General features: G+C 47.3%; 15 protein-coding genes. 11 read left to right on the top strand and 4 right to left on the bottom strand.

What is annotated here, in order from left to right:
- Positions 1-20: 20 nt before the first annotated feature.
- The gene (gene radA, locus GJR95_RS40210; protein ID WP_162391245.1) at positions 21-1,406 is read right to left on the bottom strand and encodes a DNA repair protein RadA; all 1,386 of its coding nucleotides are present in this window, start codon (positions 1,404-1,406) and stop codon (positions 21-23) included.
- A gap of 227 nt (positions 1,407-1,633) precedes the next feature.
- Here radA and GJR95_RS40205 point away from each other — a divergent pair, with 227 nt between their 5' ends.
- Positions 1,634-2,308, top strand: coding sequence for a porin family protein (locus GJR95_RS40205; RefSeq protein ID WP_162391244.1), 675 nt, complete (start codon positions 1,634-1,636; stop codon positions 2,306-2,308).
- A 206-nt stretch (positions 2,309-2,514) separates the two neighbouring features.
- Here the strand turns inward: GJR95_RS40205 and GJR95_RS40200 are convergent, their stop codons facing one another.
- Together GJR95_RS40200 and GJR95_RS40195 are read right to left on the bottom strand one after the other, a co-directional pair.
- The gene (locus GJR95_RS40200; RefSeq protein ID WP_162391243.1) at positions 2,515-2,934 is read right to left on the bottom strand and encodes a LytR/AlgR family response regulator transcription factor; all 420 of its coding nucleotides are present in this window, start codon (positions 2,932-2,934) and stop codon (positions 2,515-2,517) included.
- 255 nt (positions 2,935-3,189) lie between these two features.
- Complete coding sequence (locus tag GJR95_RS40195) at positions 3,190-3,621, bottom strand: LytR/AlgR family response regulator transcription factor (protein ID WP_162391242.1); 432 nt, start codon at positions 3,619-3,621, stop codon at positions 3,190-3,192.
- Positions 3,622-3,987: 366 nt separating this feature from the next.
- On the opposite strand from GJR95_RS40195, the gene pheS reads away from it, so the two are divergent.
- The 5 genes from pheS to GJR95_RS40170 all read left to right on the top strand — a co-directional run bounded on the left by pheS (position 3,988) and on the right by GJR95_RS40170 (position 9,293).
- A complete protein-coding gene (gene pheS / locus GJR95_RS40190; protein ID WP_162391241.1) occupies positions 3,988-5,028 on the top strand; it encodes a phenylalanine--tRNA ligase subunit alpha in 1,041 nt (346 codons plus the stop codon).
- 85 nt (positions 5,029-5,113) lie between these two features.
- A complete protein-coding gene (locus GJR95_RS40185) occupies positions 5,114-6,346 on the top strand; it encodes an exodeoxyribonuclease VII large subunit (RefSeq protein ID WP_162391240.1) in 1,233 nt (410 codons plus the stop codon).
- Positions 6,347-6,368: 22 nt separating this feature from the next.
- Complete coding sequence (gene xseB / locus GJR95_RS40180) at positions 6,369-6,557, top strand: exodeoxyribonuclease VII small subunit (RefSeq protein ID WP_162391239.1); 189 nt, start codon at positions 6,369-6,371, stop codon at positions 6,555-6,557.
- A 153-nt stretch (positions 6,558-6,710) separates the two neighbouring features.
- Positions 6,711-8,081, top strand: a complete 1,371-nt coding sequence (locus tag GJR95_RS40175) for an OmpA family protein (protein WP_162391238.1) — start codon at positions 6,711-6,713, stop codon at positions 8,079-8,081.
- Positions 8,082-8,222: 141 nt separating this feature from the next.
- The gene (locus GJR95_RS40170) at positions 8,223-9,293 is read left to right on the top strand and encodes an SDR family NAD(P)-dependent oxidoreductase (protein ID WP_162391237.1); all 1,071 of its coding nucleotides are present in this window, start codon (positions 8,223-8,225) and stop codon (positions 9,291-9,293) included.
- Positions 9,294-9,351: 58 nt separating this feature from the next.
- On the opposite strand, the gene GJR95_RS40165 is transcribed toward GJR95_RS40170, so the two are convergent.
- Positions 9,352-9,888, bottom strand: coding sequence for a DUF4136 domain-containing protein (locus GJR95_RS40165; RefSeq protein WP_162391236.1), 537 nt, complete (start codon positions 9,886-9,888; stop codon positions 9,352-9,354).
- 285 nt (positions 9,889-10,173) lie between these two features.
- Here GJR95_RS40165 and GJR95_RS40160 point away from each other — a divergent pair, with 285 nt between their 5' ends.
- From GJR95_RS40160 to GJR95_RS40140, 5 genes are all read left to right on the top strand, one after another.
- Complete coding sequence (locus GJR95_RS40160; RefSeq protein ID WP_162391235.1) at positions 10,174-11,274, top strand: SDR family NAD(P)-dependent oxidoreductase; 1,101 nt, start codon at positions 10,174-10,176, stop codon at positions 11,272-11,274.
- Between the two features lie 183 nt (positions 11,275-11,457).
- Entirely contained in the window at positions 11,458-12,408 is a 951-nt protein-coding gene (locus GJR95_RS40155) for a TspO/MBR family protein (RefSeq protein ID WP_162391234.1), read from the top strand.
- A gap of 190 nt (positions 12,409-12,598) precedes the next feature.
- The gene (clpB, locus tag GJR95_RS40150) at positions 12,599-15,220 is read left to right on the top strand and encodes an ATP-dependent chaperone ClpB (protein WP_162391233.1); all 2,622 of its coding nucleotides are present in this window, start codon (positions 12,599-12,601) and stop codon (positions 15,218-15,220) included.
- 328 nt (positions 15,221-15,548) lie between these two features.
- Positions 15,549-15,779 carry a hypothetical protein gene (locus GJR95_RS40145; RefSeq protein WP_162391232.1) on the top strand — a complete coding sequence of 77 codons (231 nt, stop codon included), beginning with the start codon at positions 15,549-15,551 and terminating at the stop codon, positions 15,777-15,779.
- Positions 15,776-16,186: a putative toxin-antitoxin system toxin component, PIN family gene (locus GJR95_RS40140; protein ID WP_162391231.1), complete on the top strand. Its 411-nt coding sequence runs from the start codon at positions 15,776-15,778 to the stop codon at positions 16,184-16,186. Before GJR95_RS40145 ends, GJR95_RS40140 begins: the two co-directional genes overlap by 4 nt.
- Positions 16,187-16,258 lie beyond the last annotated feature (72 nt).

The raw sequence follows: 16,258 nt of genomic DNA, 5'->3' as shown, positions 1-16,258 counted from the left end.
TGTCTTAAAAAATATGGTGCTCACATCAGCACGCCCTGAAATACTTCATCCAGACGCGACACCGGCTTAATACTGATTTTATAGCCTTTCGTATCGAGCCCTTTCATGTTATATTTAGAGATAAAGATCTGTTTAAAACCCAGCTTTTCGGCCTCGGCAATGCGGGATTCTATTCGGCTCACTGCCCGAACCTCACCACCAAGGCCAATTTCGGCAGCAAAAGCAACCGATGGAGGTATGGCAATATCTTCGTAACTCGACACTACAGCCGCACACACGGCCAGGTCAATGGCTGGATCTTCGACGCGCAAGCCCCCGGCAATGTTGAGAAAGACATCTTGTTGCCCCAATCGAAAACCTCCGCGTTTTTCCAGAACAGCCAGTAGCATATTTAACCGCTTCGCATCAAAACCCGTGCTGCTCCGTTGCGGAGTTCCATACGTAGCTACACTTACCAGCGCCTGTGTTTCGATCATAAGTGGCCGATTGCCTTCCATCATTGAGCCAATCGTAACGCCACTCAACGCTTCATCGCGTTGCGAAATCAGAATTTCGGATGGGTTCGTTACCTGCCGAAGACCCGTGCCCAGCATTTCGTAAATACCCAGTTCGTCGGTACTACCAAACCGGTTTTTGGTGGTTCGGAGAATCCTATACGTTGTGTGACGATCTCCTTCGAACGTCAACACCGTATCGACCATGTGTTCCAGCACTTTAGGCCCTGCCAGTGAACCTTCTTTTGTGATATGCCCAATCATAAACACCGGAACCCCGCTTTCTTTGGCGTATTTCATAAACTCGGCAGTGCACTCCCGAACTTGCGAAACGCTGCCTGCACCCGATTCTACCAGCGACGATTGCATGGTTTGAATGGAGTCGATAATCAGAATTTCCGGCTCAAAATGTTCGACTACCCGAAAAATATTCTGCGTAGAGGTTTCGGTCATCACATGACAGTCACTCACTGGAACGTCCAGCCGTTCTGCCCGCATTTTTATCTGTTGTTCGCTCTCTTCACCGGATACGTATAAAACACGCATGTCGGCCAGGCTAAGCGCGATTTGCAACAATAGGGTAGACTTTCCGATACCCGGTTCTCCGCCAATAAGCACGAGTGATCCCGGTACGATTCCTCCGCCTAACACCCGATTCAGTTCAGCATCAATGGTATCAATTCGGGGCTGTTCTTCGTAATTGATGGCGTGAAGGGCCTTTGGCTTGGATGCAACCTTTACTCCTCCTGGGCCAGAAGACGGGCTACGCCAACCACCTTTGTCGGGTTCGTCTTTCTGAACAACCTCTTCTACATAGGTATTCCACTCCCCACACGATGGGCATCGTCCCAGCCATTTGGCCGACTGGTGGCCACAATTCTGACAGAAATAGGTGGTTCTAAGTTTGGCCATATTATCAGTTAACCCTGAGCAGAAAATAGAGTATCAACAAAAAAACAACGATTCATTAAACGTTGCAGCAGACTATTCATCCAAGTAACGATGCCCGCAAAACTGGCTGCTATTTACTGGTAACTGCTCTATTACGTAACGCCGTTTACTCGAAATAAGTTGGCTTTTTATACCGCTCCGGCTCAATTCACGTTAAACCCAATGGTTCATCTATTTTACAACCAGCTATGAAAAAGAACCTGATTTTTGCGGCATTTATGCTGCTTCCGGCTCTAACATTTGCCCAGGGCGGCTTCCAGATCGGGATTAAAGGGGGAGTTAATCTGTCCCGGCTCAGTTTTGGCAATTTTGTCACAACCGGCACTAACGCCAACGGTTCGCCAACGGCAAGCGTTGATGGACAGACATTCCGCGATAATCTGAGTGCCAGCCTCGATAGCAAAACGGGCACCTCGTTCGGGATTTACACTCGTTTCGGTAAAAATTTATTTCTTCAGCCTGAACTGTTGTACTCAACGAAAGCAGGCTCGTTCAACATTGTGCGCAACGGCGTTACAGAAAACGTGACCGTTAAAACCACCAGTTTCGATGTACCTATTTTGCTGGGGATCAAAGGTGGCCCAATTCGGGTAATGGCAGGCCCGATTATTTCGTTCCGGGTTAGCGATAATCAGAAATTAGGTGATGCCGTACGTCAATACACAAGCGGAACCCTGAATGATGCCTGGTCTCAGGCTTATTATGGTTACCAGGTTGGGGGCGGTCTGGACATTGGCTCCTTTGGTCTGGATGTCCGGTACGAAGGTAATCTGTCCGATATTGCGCAGATTGAAAACAGTGCCGGGAAATTCAGTCAGCGTCTGAATTCATGGCAGCTTACGCTAGCCTACCGGTTGTTTTAAGCTCACGGGAACCCTTAAACGCAATGAAGCGAAATCACACGATTTCGCTTCATTGCGTTTAAGGGTTATGCTGCATAAAAAAACAGAACCGTTGCCGTCCACTCTTATCAGGAGCCCGCGGCAACGGTTGTTCTTTCAATTAACCCACTAAATTATTATGCAGTAAATGGCCGTTCTCTCCAATTGAGTAAAATGGGCCGTTACGTTTAGTTAAGCAGTCTTTGCCAGAATTGTGTCAGTTGCAAAGAAATGTCTTTCATCCGACGACGTGAGATTGCCACCTCACGGCCATCAGCCAGTTGAACCTGGCGTTCTTTGTTAAAAACGCTGCGCTGTACGTAGGCAAGGTTTACAATGTATGATTTATGAATACGAAGAAACATCGACCCATCCAGCGTTTTTTCAAACTCCTTCAGTGTTTTGGAGACCAGGTATTTTTTGCGATCCCGGGTAAACAGGAATGTGTAATTTCCTTCTCCCTGCAGACACAAAACATCATCTACGGAGATAAAAATGGTGCGGTTCAGATAAGGCAAAGCGATTCGCTGTGAGCCCCGCTGATAAGAGGCTGGAAACTGGGGAACTATAGCGAGTGGCTGAACAGATGAGAAAATAGTGGCTTCCATATCGAATATGTTTTTGGTTCAGTGTTTTGGCTCTTGATTGATGAAACAAAACTACCTTCTTCGTATGGGTTCCAAAATAAATGGCTTGATTACCAACCCCTGCCTTTCATCGGCAAACGTTTGATAATCAAGCCACTATTCTTATATACATTAAAATCTTTAAGTGAATGTACCCAACTTAATACGTAAAACTACGCAGTCGAGCAAATGGGAGGCATACGGGCTACTGATAGGGGAAATAACCTCCTGATAGCCTCAGTTCAATCCTACAGGTTGAAAATCACGAATACGATCCATAAACATCTGCGCCCGGCGACGTGAAATTTTCACCTGCTGGCCATCCGTCAATTCCAGCTCTCCCTCCTTTTTCACAAAGAATTTGCGTACGAAACCAAGATTGACAATGCACGATTTATGAACCCGAACAAATGCCTGACCGTCGAGCAGGGTTTCGTACTCTTTCAGCGTGCGTGACACTAACATTTTGGTACCATCTTTCAGGAAAAAATTAGTGTAATTTCCACAGCCCTCCAGGCGTACGATTTCGTCTACTGAAACAGTGCGTTTACGGTCGTAAAATGGGATGAGTAATTTCTGCAAACAAGTGGAGTCGGCAATTTTTTCCACACTTTTGTGGAACGGCATAGACATGGGATCAAAAATTGAGTCATTGGCGAATGTTTTCATAGCCGCTGTAAGTGAGGTTTGATGATTACGATTTTAATATTGAAATTCAGGTACTTACTACGCCGACACGTTGGCAAAAGCTGTTGTTTCAACGCATATTCTACTGAGTATTGTCACAACAATCAGACCTACTTGGCACTGCTGACGATAATTTCTTCATATTATTTTATAATTCACTATTTTTCAGTGTGGTTTTGCCGCTTACTCAACAAAATTTAACGAATTATTTTAGCGACATTTATAGCCTGAATTCCCCACTGTTAAGCAATAAAAACCTCAATCAGTGAGTAAGGCAGGCAACTAAAACGTATGCTCTGCCCGGTTTTACGTACCTTTGCCCCTAAAAGACTGATCAACCTGTAGCTTATGCTGGAGAACGTTAAAGCCATATACGAAGAGATTAATCAATATAGCGTCGCATCGAAAGAGCAACTAGAACTGTTTCGAATGCGGTTTATCAGTCGGAAAGGCGTAATAACTGAATTGTTTGAAGGGCTGAAAAATATTCCGGCAACTGACCGACGCGCCGTCGGGCAAGAGTTGAATGGCCTCAAGAACTTTGCACAGGAGCGATTTGAATCGTTCAGTCAATTGGTAGAAGAACAGCAGGCATCGGCCAATAGCGCCCCTCCCGTTGATCTAACGCTACCAACCGTTCCGAACCTGACCGGCACACAACACCCATTAAGTTTAGTCAAACAGCGGATTATCCAGATCTTTGAGCGGATCGGATTCAACGTGGCCGACGGTCCCGAAATCGAATCAGACTGGTATAACTTCGGTGCCCTGAACTTCCCCGACAATCACCCTGCGCGTGATATGCAGGACACGTTTTTTGTCGAGAAAAAAGACAATAACCCATCGGGCGATATGCTGCTGCGGACTCATACGTCTAACGTGCAGATAAGGCTGATGGAGCACCAGAAACCACCAATCCGATCGATCATGCCGGGTCGCGTTTACCGCAACGAAACAATTTCGGCTCGGGCGCACTGCATGTTCCATCAGGTAGAAGGTATTTATATCGACCGTAATGTAGGTTTCAAAGACTTAAAAGATACGCTTTATCATTTCGTGAAAGAGATGTTCGAGCCCGGCACTCAGATCCGGTTCCGGCCATCTTATTTTCCTTTTACGGAGCCAAGTGCCGAAATTGACATCTCCTGCCAGATTTGTGGTGGTTCGGGTTGTAACATCTGTAAGCACTCTGGTTGGGTCGAAATTGCGGGCTCTGGTATGGTAGACCCTCAGGTAATTGCGAACTGTGGCATCGACCCGGAGGAATATACTGGTTTTGCTTTCGGTATGGGTATCGAACGGATTACGCAATTGAAGTATGTAGTCAATGACCTACGCCTGTACACCGAAAACGACGTTCGATTCCTAAGACAATTTGAAGGACTCTAAATTAATGACTGACTGATTGATTGACTGATTGAATAAAACGCGCATTGGCTATTCACTCATTCATTCAGTCATTCACTCAATCATTATGAACCCCATTCGTCTTTCTGACCTAGCCTTTACACTCGAAGCCGTTATAGACGACGCTTTCGGGCAGAAACCGGTATGGGTCATAGCCGAGACGAGTGATATCAAAAATTACCCTGACCGGGGCTATTGCTTTCTGACGCTGGTTGAACGCGATACGTCTGGCACGTCGGCGGGTCGGGAAACACTCGCTAAACTTGATGCCTGCATCTGGCGACGGAACTACCACACAATCAACGATTTCGAGAATGCTACGGGCGTAGCTTTTGCCCGTAATATTCAATTATTGCTCCTTGTATCGGTGGGTTTCAGTCCGGTTTATGGCTTACGGCTTGAAATTCTTAAAATTGACCCCTCCTATACGCTCGGGAATCTGGAGCGAGAGCGTCAGGCTGTTCTGGATGCGCTTGTCCTGAATCACCCGGATCTGGTCTGGCTCGAAGCGGGTCAGTATATTACGGCCAACCAGTTATTGCCCCGTCCGGCTGTAATGCAACGAATTGCCCTTATTGCGGCTCCCGGCTCCGACGGCTGGCGTGATTTCCGGCATGAGCTCGCGCAAAATCCGTTCGGCTATGATTTCGTGGTCGATGAATACCTGACGCAGGTACAGGGAAAAGGAGCCGAAAAAGCGATTTGCGACCAACTGGAACGTATTCGAACGAGCAACATAGCCTATGATTCCGTTGTGATCGTACGCGGTGGTGGCTCACAACTGGATTTCGGTTCATTTGATACGTACCTGATGGGGCAAACGGTGGCCGGTTTTAGCATTCCAATTCTGGCGGGTATCGGCCACGAACGCAATGTGAGTATTACTGATTTGCTCTGCCACGAAAGCGTGAAAACGCCAACCAAAGCAGCTGCGTTTCTGATTGAACACAATCGGCAGTTTGAAGAAAGCTGCCTGCTCCTTCGGGATCGTTTGGTGCTGGTTGCCCGTGAGGCTCTGCAAACTGCCCGCGAACAATTAGACGCTGAAACGGAGCGGTTACGATTTGTTATGCATAACTTTTTTCGTGACTGCCACACCGATCTGACAGAAAAAGCAGTTACCATTCGCCATCTCGATCCGTCTAATGTACTTCGGCGCGGTTATGCTCTCGTTCTGCGCAACGGCCATATTTTAACCAAAAGTACGGGCATCCAATCTGGCGAAACCCTCCAGATACAGATGAATGACGGTAGCATTAACGTAATAAGCAAGCAGTCTTCAGTCCTCAGTGAGCACTAGTCTGCCTACTAAAACCAGATATATGACCTATCAGGAAGCTTATGACCAACTTGCCACGTTGGTTGATGAAATTGAAAATGACCAGGTTCCACTCGATGAGCTACCCGGAAAAATTCGGTTAGCGACCGAACTGATCACATTTTGTCAAAATCGGCTTCGGGATGTCGAAACAGAGTACCAGGAAGTGATTGAACGGTTGCCTAAGCGATAAAATCAGGAATTTTATCCTGAAGTCTTATGCGACCTTTGCTAAACCTTCCCTAATTTTATCGCCGGGGTAAAATCCCCTGGGGCATTTTTGTGCTAGTTTTCGGATGTGATGTAAGTAAGAGCCCCCACTTTCTGCCTGATTGAAACTTTTTATATGAATTTGTTTGCCACGTTAAATGAAGTACTGAATTCGGACGTTCTGACACGGATTGCCTCCTATGTTGACGAGCCGACCGAAAAAACGAACAAGGCTGTCAATGGCCTTGTGTATACAATTGTTGGTGGTCTGATGAAACGGACTACAACCGAAATTGGTGTCAATCAGCTCTTTAACCATATTCAGAAAGGCCGTTACGACGGTACTCTAACCGATAATCTGGCCACCGTTTTACGTGATCCCAGCCAAACCAACGCACTAATCACGCAGGGTGATGAAGTGATCAGTCATTTGCTACCGGCCATGAAAAGCTCGATTGGTAGTATGATTTCTGGTTACGCAGGCATTCGTAACTCATCGGCAATTTCGCTGTTAGGCCTTACGAGCACCATTGTTTTGCATGTATTGGGCAAACAGGTAAAAGACAGAAAACTAGATGCCGATGGCCTGGCTGCTTCGCTGTTCACAGAACGGGAAGCATTCGTCAATGCAGTGCCAGAAGAGTTTATGCCCCGGCTCGTCGAAAAGGTTGGTCTTCAGCAGGTTGTAAGCGGTCTGGCAACTCCGGCCCGACGCAACGTGACAGAGGGCCCCGGCCGTTCTGTTTCGAATGGGTCCGGCTCAACAGCACGATCAACAGCTACGGTTAATCGACCCTCCGTAAGCTATGACCCTGTCGATGAATCAGATACTGATAACGGCGCATTGACTAAATGGGGAATGGGTGCCCTGCTGGCTGTGGCTCTTGGTATTGGTGGTTATTATGTATTCCAGAACACCAAAAACCATTCGGCAACGTCAGAAGAAGCAAGCGACGTGACAACAATCACGAGCGATACGATCCAGGCAGATACGGTAACCCGGTCATTAGCCGTACCGATCGATACGACGGCGAAACCGAAACCCAAAGTAACACCCCCTACTGCAGCCACAGCCGTATCGCCCGCGCAACCGGGTGCACTGGCAGGAAATCTGACTCAGCTGATGACGCCCTACCTCGGTAATGCAGCGTTGCCAAAGGGTAAAATTTTCCCGCTGGCAGGCGTATCTTTTTATCCAGGTTCCCTATCATTGACGGCTGGCTCACAGGCAACTATAGGCGAGCTGGCAACCTTGCTGAAAACATATCCACAGTTACAAATTCAGCTCGTCGGTTATGCAAATGATGCACAGTTGGGCACTGGCACTACCAACAAAAGCTTATCCTTCAAGCGTGTCAATCAAATCAAACAGCAACTGATGTCATCAGGCATCGATTTCGTCCGGATCGACGCCATTGGACGCGGTACTGGCGTACCTAAGAATGACACGTCCGGTATAGTCCGCCCTGCCCTCCGCAAAATTGATGTGAAAGTCGTTGTGAAGTAACGTACCTAATTGTGTCGATAGTTAATTGAGCTAACTCGATTCTGCTTCTGCTGATTAGCCCAATTAACTATTGACCACGATCACCAAACAACTTTATTACCGTCGGGTTGACTAATAGAAACCTAATTAGTTTACTCAACCATGACGACGGAAACTGGAAAAACAGCCCTTATTACTGGGGCATCAAGCGGTATCGGACGAGAATTGGCGACCTTGTTTGCCAGGGATGGCTATAATCTCGTATTGGTAGCCCGCAGCGAAGACAAACTACAGGATTTAGCGGATAAATTCAGGCAACAGTTCGGCACAACATCCATTACAGTCATTGAAAAAGACCTGTCGAACCCTGAAGCACCACAGGAAATTTACGATGAAGTCAATCGCCAGAATATCACCGTTAATACGCTGGTCAATAATGCAGGTTTTGGTGAATATGGCAAGTTCGCGACCGAGACAGATTTACAGAAAGAGCTGAGTGTCATTCAGGTCAACCTAACGGCGCTCGTTCACCTGACGAAGCTGTTTCTGAAAGATATGGTAGCGCGCAATGAAGGCAAAATCCTGATGCTCGGTTCAATTGCCTCTATTATGCCTAATCCGCTCATGGCTGTATACGGAGCTACGAAATCATTCATCTATTCGTTTTCAGAAGCTTTGCGCAACGAAGTAAATGATACCGACATCACCATTACGGTATTGATGCCCCCCGCAACCGATACGGACTTCTTCAATAAAGCAGGGGCCATGAACACTGTAGCGCAGGAGCAGGCACGCTCGATGGACCCGGCTGATGTGGCTAAAGAAGGTTATCAGGCGCTTATGAAAGGCAAAGACAAAGCAATTGCTGGCTTCTCGACCAAAGTGCAGGCTGCCACATTTCGCGTGTTACCCGATTCGGTCGTTAGTCAGGCCGCGCGATCGCAGATGAAAGATGTAGCCGAAGCCGAACAGGATAAAAAACCGTCGACGCTGGTCCTGGGAATCGGTCTTGCCGCAGTCGCCCTTGCCGGTATTGTCATTGCCTCCCGGTATAAAAATCACAATGGCTGGGCCGAAGGTGTCAATCTGGGCAATGCCATCGACCGGGTTCGCTATCGGTATAAAGCCGGGCAAGCTGTTGGCTCGGCCAAAGACGCTATTAAATCAGTCATTGATTCCGTGGCGAATGCCGTTTCCACTACTAAGTCCAAAGCAGAAGAGGCTTTGGTCTAACGAATCTGAATGGATCAATAAAAAGCCTTCCCAAGTAACGTGGAGGGCTTTTTATTGATCATCGATTGCCAGGAAATTTAGAAAAAACCTTACTGATGGCTTCTCCAATTTGAACCGGTGTTACCTGCTGTCGGTTTAACACACTCGATATGGCTACATCCCAAATAAGCGCATTACGCTGAGCATCCACAATATGTAAATTGACCGTTCCTTCCTGATACGTACCAACCGGCACCTCCTGGCTTCGCCATTGATAGCGCCGTTGACCAATATAAAGTGGAGCCTCATTAATTGTCGTTTGGCGAGTCTGTGTTTTATCTTTCACAACAGCACCAATATTTACGAGTAAATCCGGATTATCCTTTGTTTGCTGATACCCCCGATTGGCCAGCTCAGTAGCTACCGTCCGTTTTATCTGCTCGACCGTTGCCTGATAGGCCTCGCGGGGTGAAGGGTCGATGCGATTGGTATCGACAAAAGCAAAGGTTCGATAAGCCGACCAGGTTGCTGCCTTATCGGCCTGATTCCGGGTAATCCGGTAAGATGAACAACCTGTAAGAATAGCAATAATCAAAAGTCCAGTGAGCGTTTTCATAGTAGTATTTGTTTTAACAGCGGATTTTCACATTCAGTATTATCGCAAACTATAGAGCCATCCGTTTTTACGAATCGTTGAACTAACTGTGGCACAGTAGTTTGCAATAATCCTTTCGTTAACAATTCTTCTTAACGAAGTTTCAGCAAAAGCAGCTAATTCTCCCCTACAATTTGCCAAAAATCTGGTTGGCAAATAACTAATTGCCATCGCTTAACACCGAATAATCAAAACAACTTTAAGCGTCCGTAGTTCAATAGGTTACTCACTAACCATTCAAACGTTATGAATGCAGAAACAGGAAAAACTGCTCTGATTACAGGTGCCTCTAGCGGAATTGGCCAGGAATTGGCCAAACTTTTTGCTCAGGATGGCTATAATTTAGTGCTGGTCGCTCGTAGCGACGATACACTGGATCGGCTGGCAGATGTGTTCAAAAGTAATTATGGCACTCAACAGATAACCGTCATCAAAAAAGACCTGGCCGAAGAAGATGCCGCACAGGACGTCTACAATCAGGTTAAGGCCAAGGACATAACGGTCAATGTGCTGGTCAATGATGCCGGTGTGGGTTTGTATGGCCTGTTTGCTACGGATACGGACTGGGAACGCGAAAAAGCCATGATTCATCTCAACGTGCTGTCCCTTACCCAGATGACCAAGTTGTTTCTGTACGATATGCTGGCTCGCAACGAGGGCAAAATCCTGAACCTAGCTTCGCTTCTATCCATTACGCCTACGCCCCTGATGGCCGTTTATGCCGGAACCAAGGCGTATGTGTATAACTTCACCCAGTCGTTGGTCAACGAGTTAAAAGAGACCAATGTGACCATTACGGCTCTGTTACCAAATGCTACGGATACTGACTTTTTCAATAAAGCGGGTGCCGAAAATACAAAGGTAACCGACGAAGTACAGGACCCTGTCATGGTGGCTAAAGATGGTTATGAAGCGCTGATGGCTGGTAAAGCTAAAGTTGTTCCGGGTGGCTTGAAAAACAAATCGTATGAGGTATTGGCCTACGTTGCCCCTCAGGAAGCACTGGCTTCGCTTATGCACGGCAAAATGTCGCAGAAACCACAGCCGGAGCCTGAAAATCAGGACGATAAATCATCAGCTTTGACCTGGGGAATTGGTTTCGGCATTGCGGTGCTGGCCGGTATTGCTTTGGCAGTTGCCTATAACAATACCAGCGCTGTTGACAAAGCACGCTACCGGTACAAGGCCAAATCTGCGGGGAATGCCCTATCTGATGCGTTATCGTCGGTATCCGATAGCCTGTCATCCGTTTTAGATTCCGTCGTTGATGTTTATCAGACGGCCAGATCAAAGGCAGAACAACTTGTCCCGAGGGAGGAAGAAGTAGAAGAAGAGGTCGCTGCATAACCGAAGGCCGGTTCAGTAAAGCGTGTCATGCTTCCTGAGTATAAATTCTGTTAACTGGATCAATCCAGCACTTTTTTAGTACGCCAGAAAGTCAGGCTCACAAGGAAATAAGCTATCAACTGAATTACCTCTTTTGTGAACCTGACTTCCTGCTGCGCTTTGTGTTCCTAATAAAACTCTGTCATGAAAAATTCATCGTTTTGGCGTATTGCCACGGCTGCATTTGCGGTTGGCAGTATACTTTACACAACACTATCAAGCAGTAAATCCCGTCAGCAGAGTCGGGAACGCCAGCAGGACAACCCCGATGGCTCAGAATATGAGTACGACGTTCCGGTCGAATACCAGGATGTCTTCGAGAAAAATATGATCGTTCCGGCAGGCTGGGCTTTTGGCGTAGTCTGGTCAACGATTTATTCAGGATTAGGTGCCCTGCTTGTTCATCAGGCGCTACCTTCTCAGGAATACAATCCCCGCTATACGAAAGCACTCCCGTGGTGGTTATCCAGTTGGACGCTTAATGCCCTTTTCGGTCGTTTCTTTTCGCAGAATGATCCGCAAAGCATCGTTATCTCCGATCTGATTACTAAGTTTAATTTGCCCGCTGCATTAGCCCTCCACCACAGTCTGGAGATTGGCAAAACGGATGTGCCTGTTCCTGAAAAATACCTTCGTATTCCCGTAAGCCTTTATGCGGGCTGGCTGACAGCGGCTACGGTTGTTGGCACTCCGAATACATTATTGACTATCGGTGGCTGGAAGCCCGACGAAGAACGGGACGAACCGGTTGCCGCTGGCATTTTAAGCGCCACAGCCGGAGCAGGTTACTTTATTGCCCGACGGCTCAATGACCCGTGGTATATGGTACCATTTGTAGCCGGTTTTGGTGGCATTGCCACTCGCCAATGGAACAAACAACCGGTTGTTGGCTGGGCAGCTGCGTGCCTCGCAGCCGCTTATGTAGGCTTATTAGCTTACTGGCTCCCTAAAGGCAAGTTCCATGACTATGATCGAATCGTTGTTCACGATGCTGAAGCCGAAGTAGTTGCGGAACAAATCGAAACGTCAGAACCGCACCAGGCCGAAATTGTACGGGAACGGATGAAACCCATAGAAGCCGAAAGTCTGGATTAGCCAATAGAAAACGAATGGAAAGCCGCTTTGTGAAAACAGGGCGGCTTTTGGCTTTATTAGCCTATTCTTGCCATTTTGTCTCTTTATTGGCAAGAAACAGTGTTTTTTCCGCCAAAATGTCCGAAAAAACACCTCGGCCCGTGATTTGTTAACGTATAGGCATACAGTAGCAACCTAACCTGATACTGACATGGACTTTAAAAATTACACCGTAAAAGCACAGGAGGTCGTTCAGAAGGCATCGGAGATTGCCCTCGGCAACGGCCAGCAAGCCATCGAAACGGGGCATCTGCTCCAGGCTATTCTTTCAGAAGACGAAAACGTGATTGGTTTCATTGCCAAAAAGCTTGACATCAATTTACCCAATACAAGTAGTGCCCTCCAGGCCATTCTGACCACATATCCTAAAGTTTCTGGGGGCAATGGTAGTGTGTACCTCAGTAATGACACAGCCGCAGCACTGGCCAAAGCCAGCAACTACACCAAAGAATTTGGCGACGAATTCGTGAGCGTTGAGCTGATGTTACTTGGTCTTATGGGAGGTAAGGATCAAATTGCAACCTTATTGAAAGATGCCGGTTTCAGCGAAAAGCAAACGAAAGCGGCTATTAACGAACTTAGAAAAGGAAATTCCGTGAAAAATCAAAACGCCGAGGCAACGTACCAATCGCTCGAACGGTACAGCGTTAACCTGAACGAACGCGCCCGCATGGGTAAGATCGATCCGGTGATTGGCCGAGACGAAGAAATCCGACGTGTGCTCCAGATTCTGAGCCGCCGGACCAAAAACAACCCGATTCTGCTCGGTGAGCCGGGCGTCGGTAAAACCGCCATTGTTGAAGGGCTTGCCCAACGCATCGTATCAGGCGACGTTCCTGAAAACCTGAAATCTAAAACACTCGTCTCGCTCGACATGGGCCTCCTTATTGCGGGTGCCAAATATAAAGGCGAATTCGAAGAACGGCTAAAATCCGTCATCAAAGAGGTAACCGACTCCGATGGACAGATTATTCTCTTTATTGACGAGATTCACACGCTCATTGGCGCGGGTGCCGGTGGAGAAGGCGCTATGGACGCAGCCAACCTCCTGAAACCAGCGCTGTCGCGCGGTGAACTCCATACTATTGGGGCGACAACACTCAAGGAATACCAGAAATACATCGAGAAAGACAAGGCGCTCGAACGACGGTTCCAGGCCGTAATGGTCGATGAACCTGACATGCCCGACGCTATATCTATTCTTCGCGGTATCAAGGAAAAATACGAATTACACCACGGCGTTCGGATCAAAGACGACGCGGTCATTGCTGCCGTTGAACTCTCGACTCGCTACATTACTGACCGTTTTCTGCCCGACAAAGCCATTGATCTTATGGACGAAGCGGCCGCTAAACTTCGGCTCGAAATGGACTCCGTGCCTGAAGAACTCGACGAGTTGAATCGGCGCATCATGCAATTGGAAATTGAACGGGAGGCTATTCGTCGTGAAAACGACAGAGAGAAAGAAACGCTGCTAAATAAGCAGATTGAAGACCTTAGCGAACAGCGTAACAGTCTAAAAGCCAAGTGGGAAACCGAAAAAGCGTCGGTAAACGAAAGTCGTACGTTAAAAGAACAACTCGATAAACTCCGTCTGGAAGCTGAACAGGCCGAACGTGCAGGTGATTATGGTAAAGTAGCCGAAATTCGCTACGGACGCATTCCTGAGATCGAAACGAAACTAAATGCGCTGACTAAAGAGGGCACAGATAACGGTTCATCGGATCGAATGATGCAGGAAGAAGTTACTGCTGAGGACATTGCCGAAGTTGTTGCCAAATGGACAGGTATTCCGGTTTCGAAGATGCTGCAAAGTGATCGCGAGAAGCTGCTCAGTCTGGAAAAAGAACTTGGCAAGCGTGTAGCAGGTCAGGCTGAAGCTATTGAAGTGGTTGCTGACGCGGTGCGTCGAAGCCGGGCCGGTATGCAGGACCCCAAACGTCCGATCGGTTCATTTATCTTCCTTGGTACAACGGGGGTTGGTAAAACGGAAGTGGCCCGGACTCTGGCCGAGTACCTGTTCAATGATGAGAATGCGATGATTCGGATTGATATGTCGGAGTATCAGGAACGCCATGCCGTAAGCCGGTTAATTGGTGCCCCTCCGGGATACGTCGGTTACGACGAAGGCGGTCAACTGACCGAGGCTGTACGTCGGAAACCCTATTCGGTGGTATTGCTTGACGAGATCGAAAAAGCGCATCCTGATGTCTGGAACATTCTGTTGCAAGTGCTCGACGAGGGTCGTCTGACCGACAACAAAGGTCGCGTGGCCAACTTCAAGAACACGATCATCATCATGACCTCCAACATCGGTAGTCATTTAATTCAGGAGAAATTCGCCGAAGATGAAGGCTGGAACCACACCCTGGTGCTGGAAGAAGCCAAGTCGGCAGTCATGGACTTATTGCGGCAAACCATCCGGCCAGAGTTTCTGAACCGGATTGATGAGATCGTGATGTTCGAGCCACTAACGAAGCAGAATATTCGCAAGATTGTGGACATCCAGTTCAATGTGATCAGGAAACGTCTGGCCGAAAACGGTGTTCAACTCGACGCTACCGATGAAGCCCTAAACAAGCTTGCCGAAGAAGGGTTCGACCCGCAGTTTGGTGCCCGGCCGCTGAAGCGTGTTTTGCAACGCCGGGTGCTCAACGAACTTTCGAAAGCAATCCTGTCGGGTGAAGTCAAAAAAGAATCGGTTGTGCTGATGGAATTGAATCACGATGGTGAGATCGCCTTCACCAATCTAGACGCGGAAATAGAGTTATAAGTGCAGGTTTCATTGTCCAGGGCAAACCGCCCGGCTGCTCAAAGGTAGCCGGGCGGTTTTGTTTGATTCTACTTATATTTGTTAGCAAATGCATTCATTTATATGCACGATGAATAGTAAGTACGGAGTACTAAAAAGTATCAGTTAGTATGTCTGGCGAGGTTGTATTCATCGAGTTCTCGGGATCGTTTCTAAAGAGCGAGGTAAAAAAAGGAATAGTTCGTTCTGATAAAACTGAATTATGCCAGCAAGATTGACTGGCCAGCCGTATAGTATGGCTTGAATCAACATTACCGAAAAACCGTTATTTTCACTTTACAACTATATCATGTCAAGTACAGCTAAACTTACTAACCTTCAGTTAGAGTTATTGCAAACATTTGCATATACGCTGTCGGATGAACAACTCATTGAAATTCGTCAATTGCTGGCCCAGTACTTTTTAGACAAAGCCGATGCCGAAATGGACAACCTTTGGAAAGAAAAAAACTGGAATGCAGCCACTATTGACGAGTGGGCAAAAGGGCATGAGCGTACACCGTATAATCCTCAACCATGAGGATTGTTATTGACACAAACGTCTTACTGGCTGCTCTTCCTAAGGCATCACGTTACAGAGCTATTATTACTGCATTAGCTCTCGGAAAAATCGAATTGGTGGTAAGCACATCTATTTTGCTCGAATATCAGGAAATACTAGCTCGCAAGACAAACGCAGTTGTTGCCAATAATTTTCTGGAATTCCTAACAAAATTGCCGGGTGTGATTCGTATTGATACGCCGTTTACATGGGGAATCATTGAGATCGACCCAGATGACAACAAGTTTATTGATGCAGGTTTAATGGCCGGAGCCGATTACATTATCACGTATGATGTACACTTCGACGTTGTCAAATTGCATCCGTTTCCATCGATTGGCGTTCTGAATCCCGATGAATTTTTGGTATTACTGGCAACTAGTTAACTTGGCTTCTCTCGTTACCAAAGTATATGCCAGATAATACTTTTTATACAGCTCTACTCGTATGAGATCAAA

Source organism: Spirosoma endbachense (assembly GCF_010233585.1).
In the GTDB taxonomy this organism is placed as follows: Bacteria; Bacteroidota; Bacteroidia; order Cytophagales; family Spirosomataceae; genus Spirosoma; species Spirosoma endbachense.
This window is presented reverse-complemented; position numbering and strand designations above follow the sequence as displayed.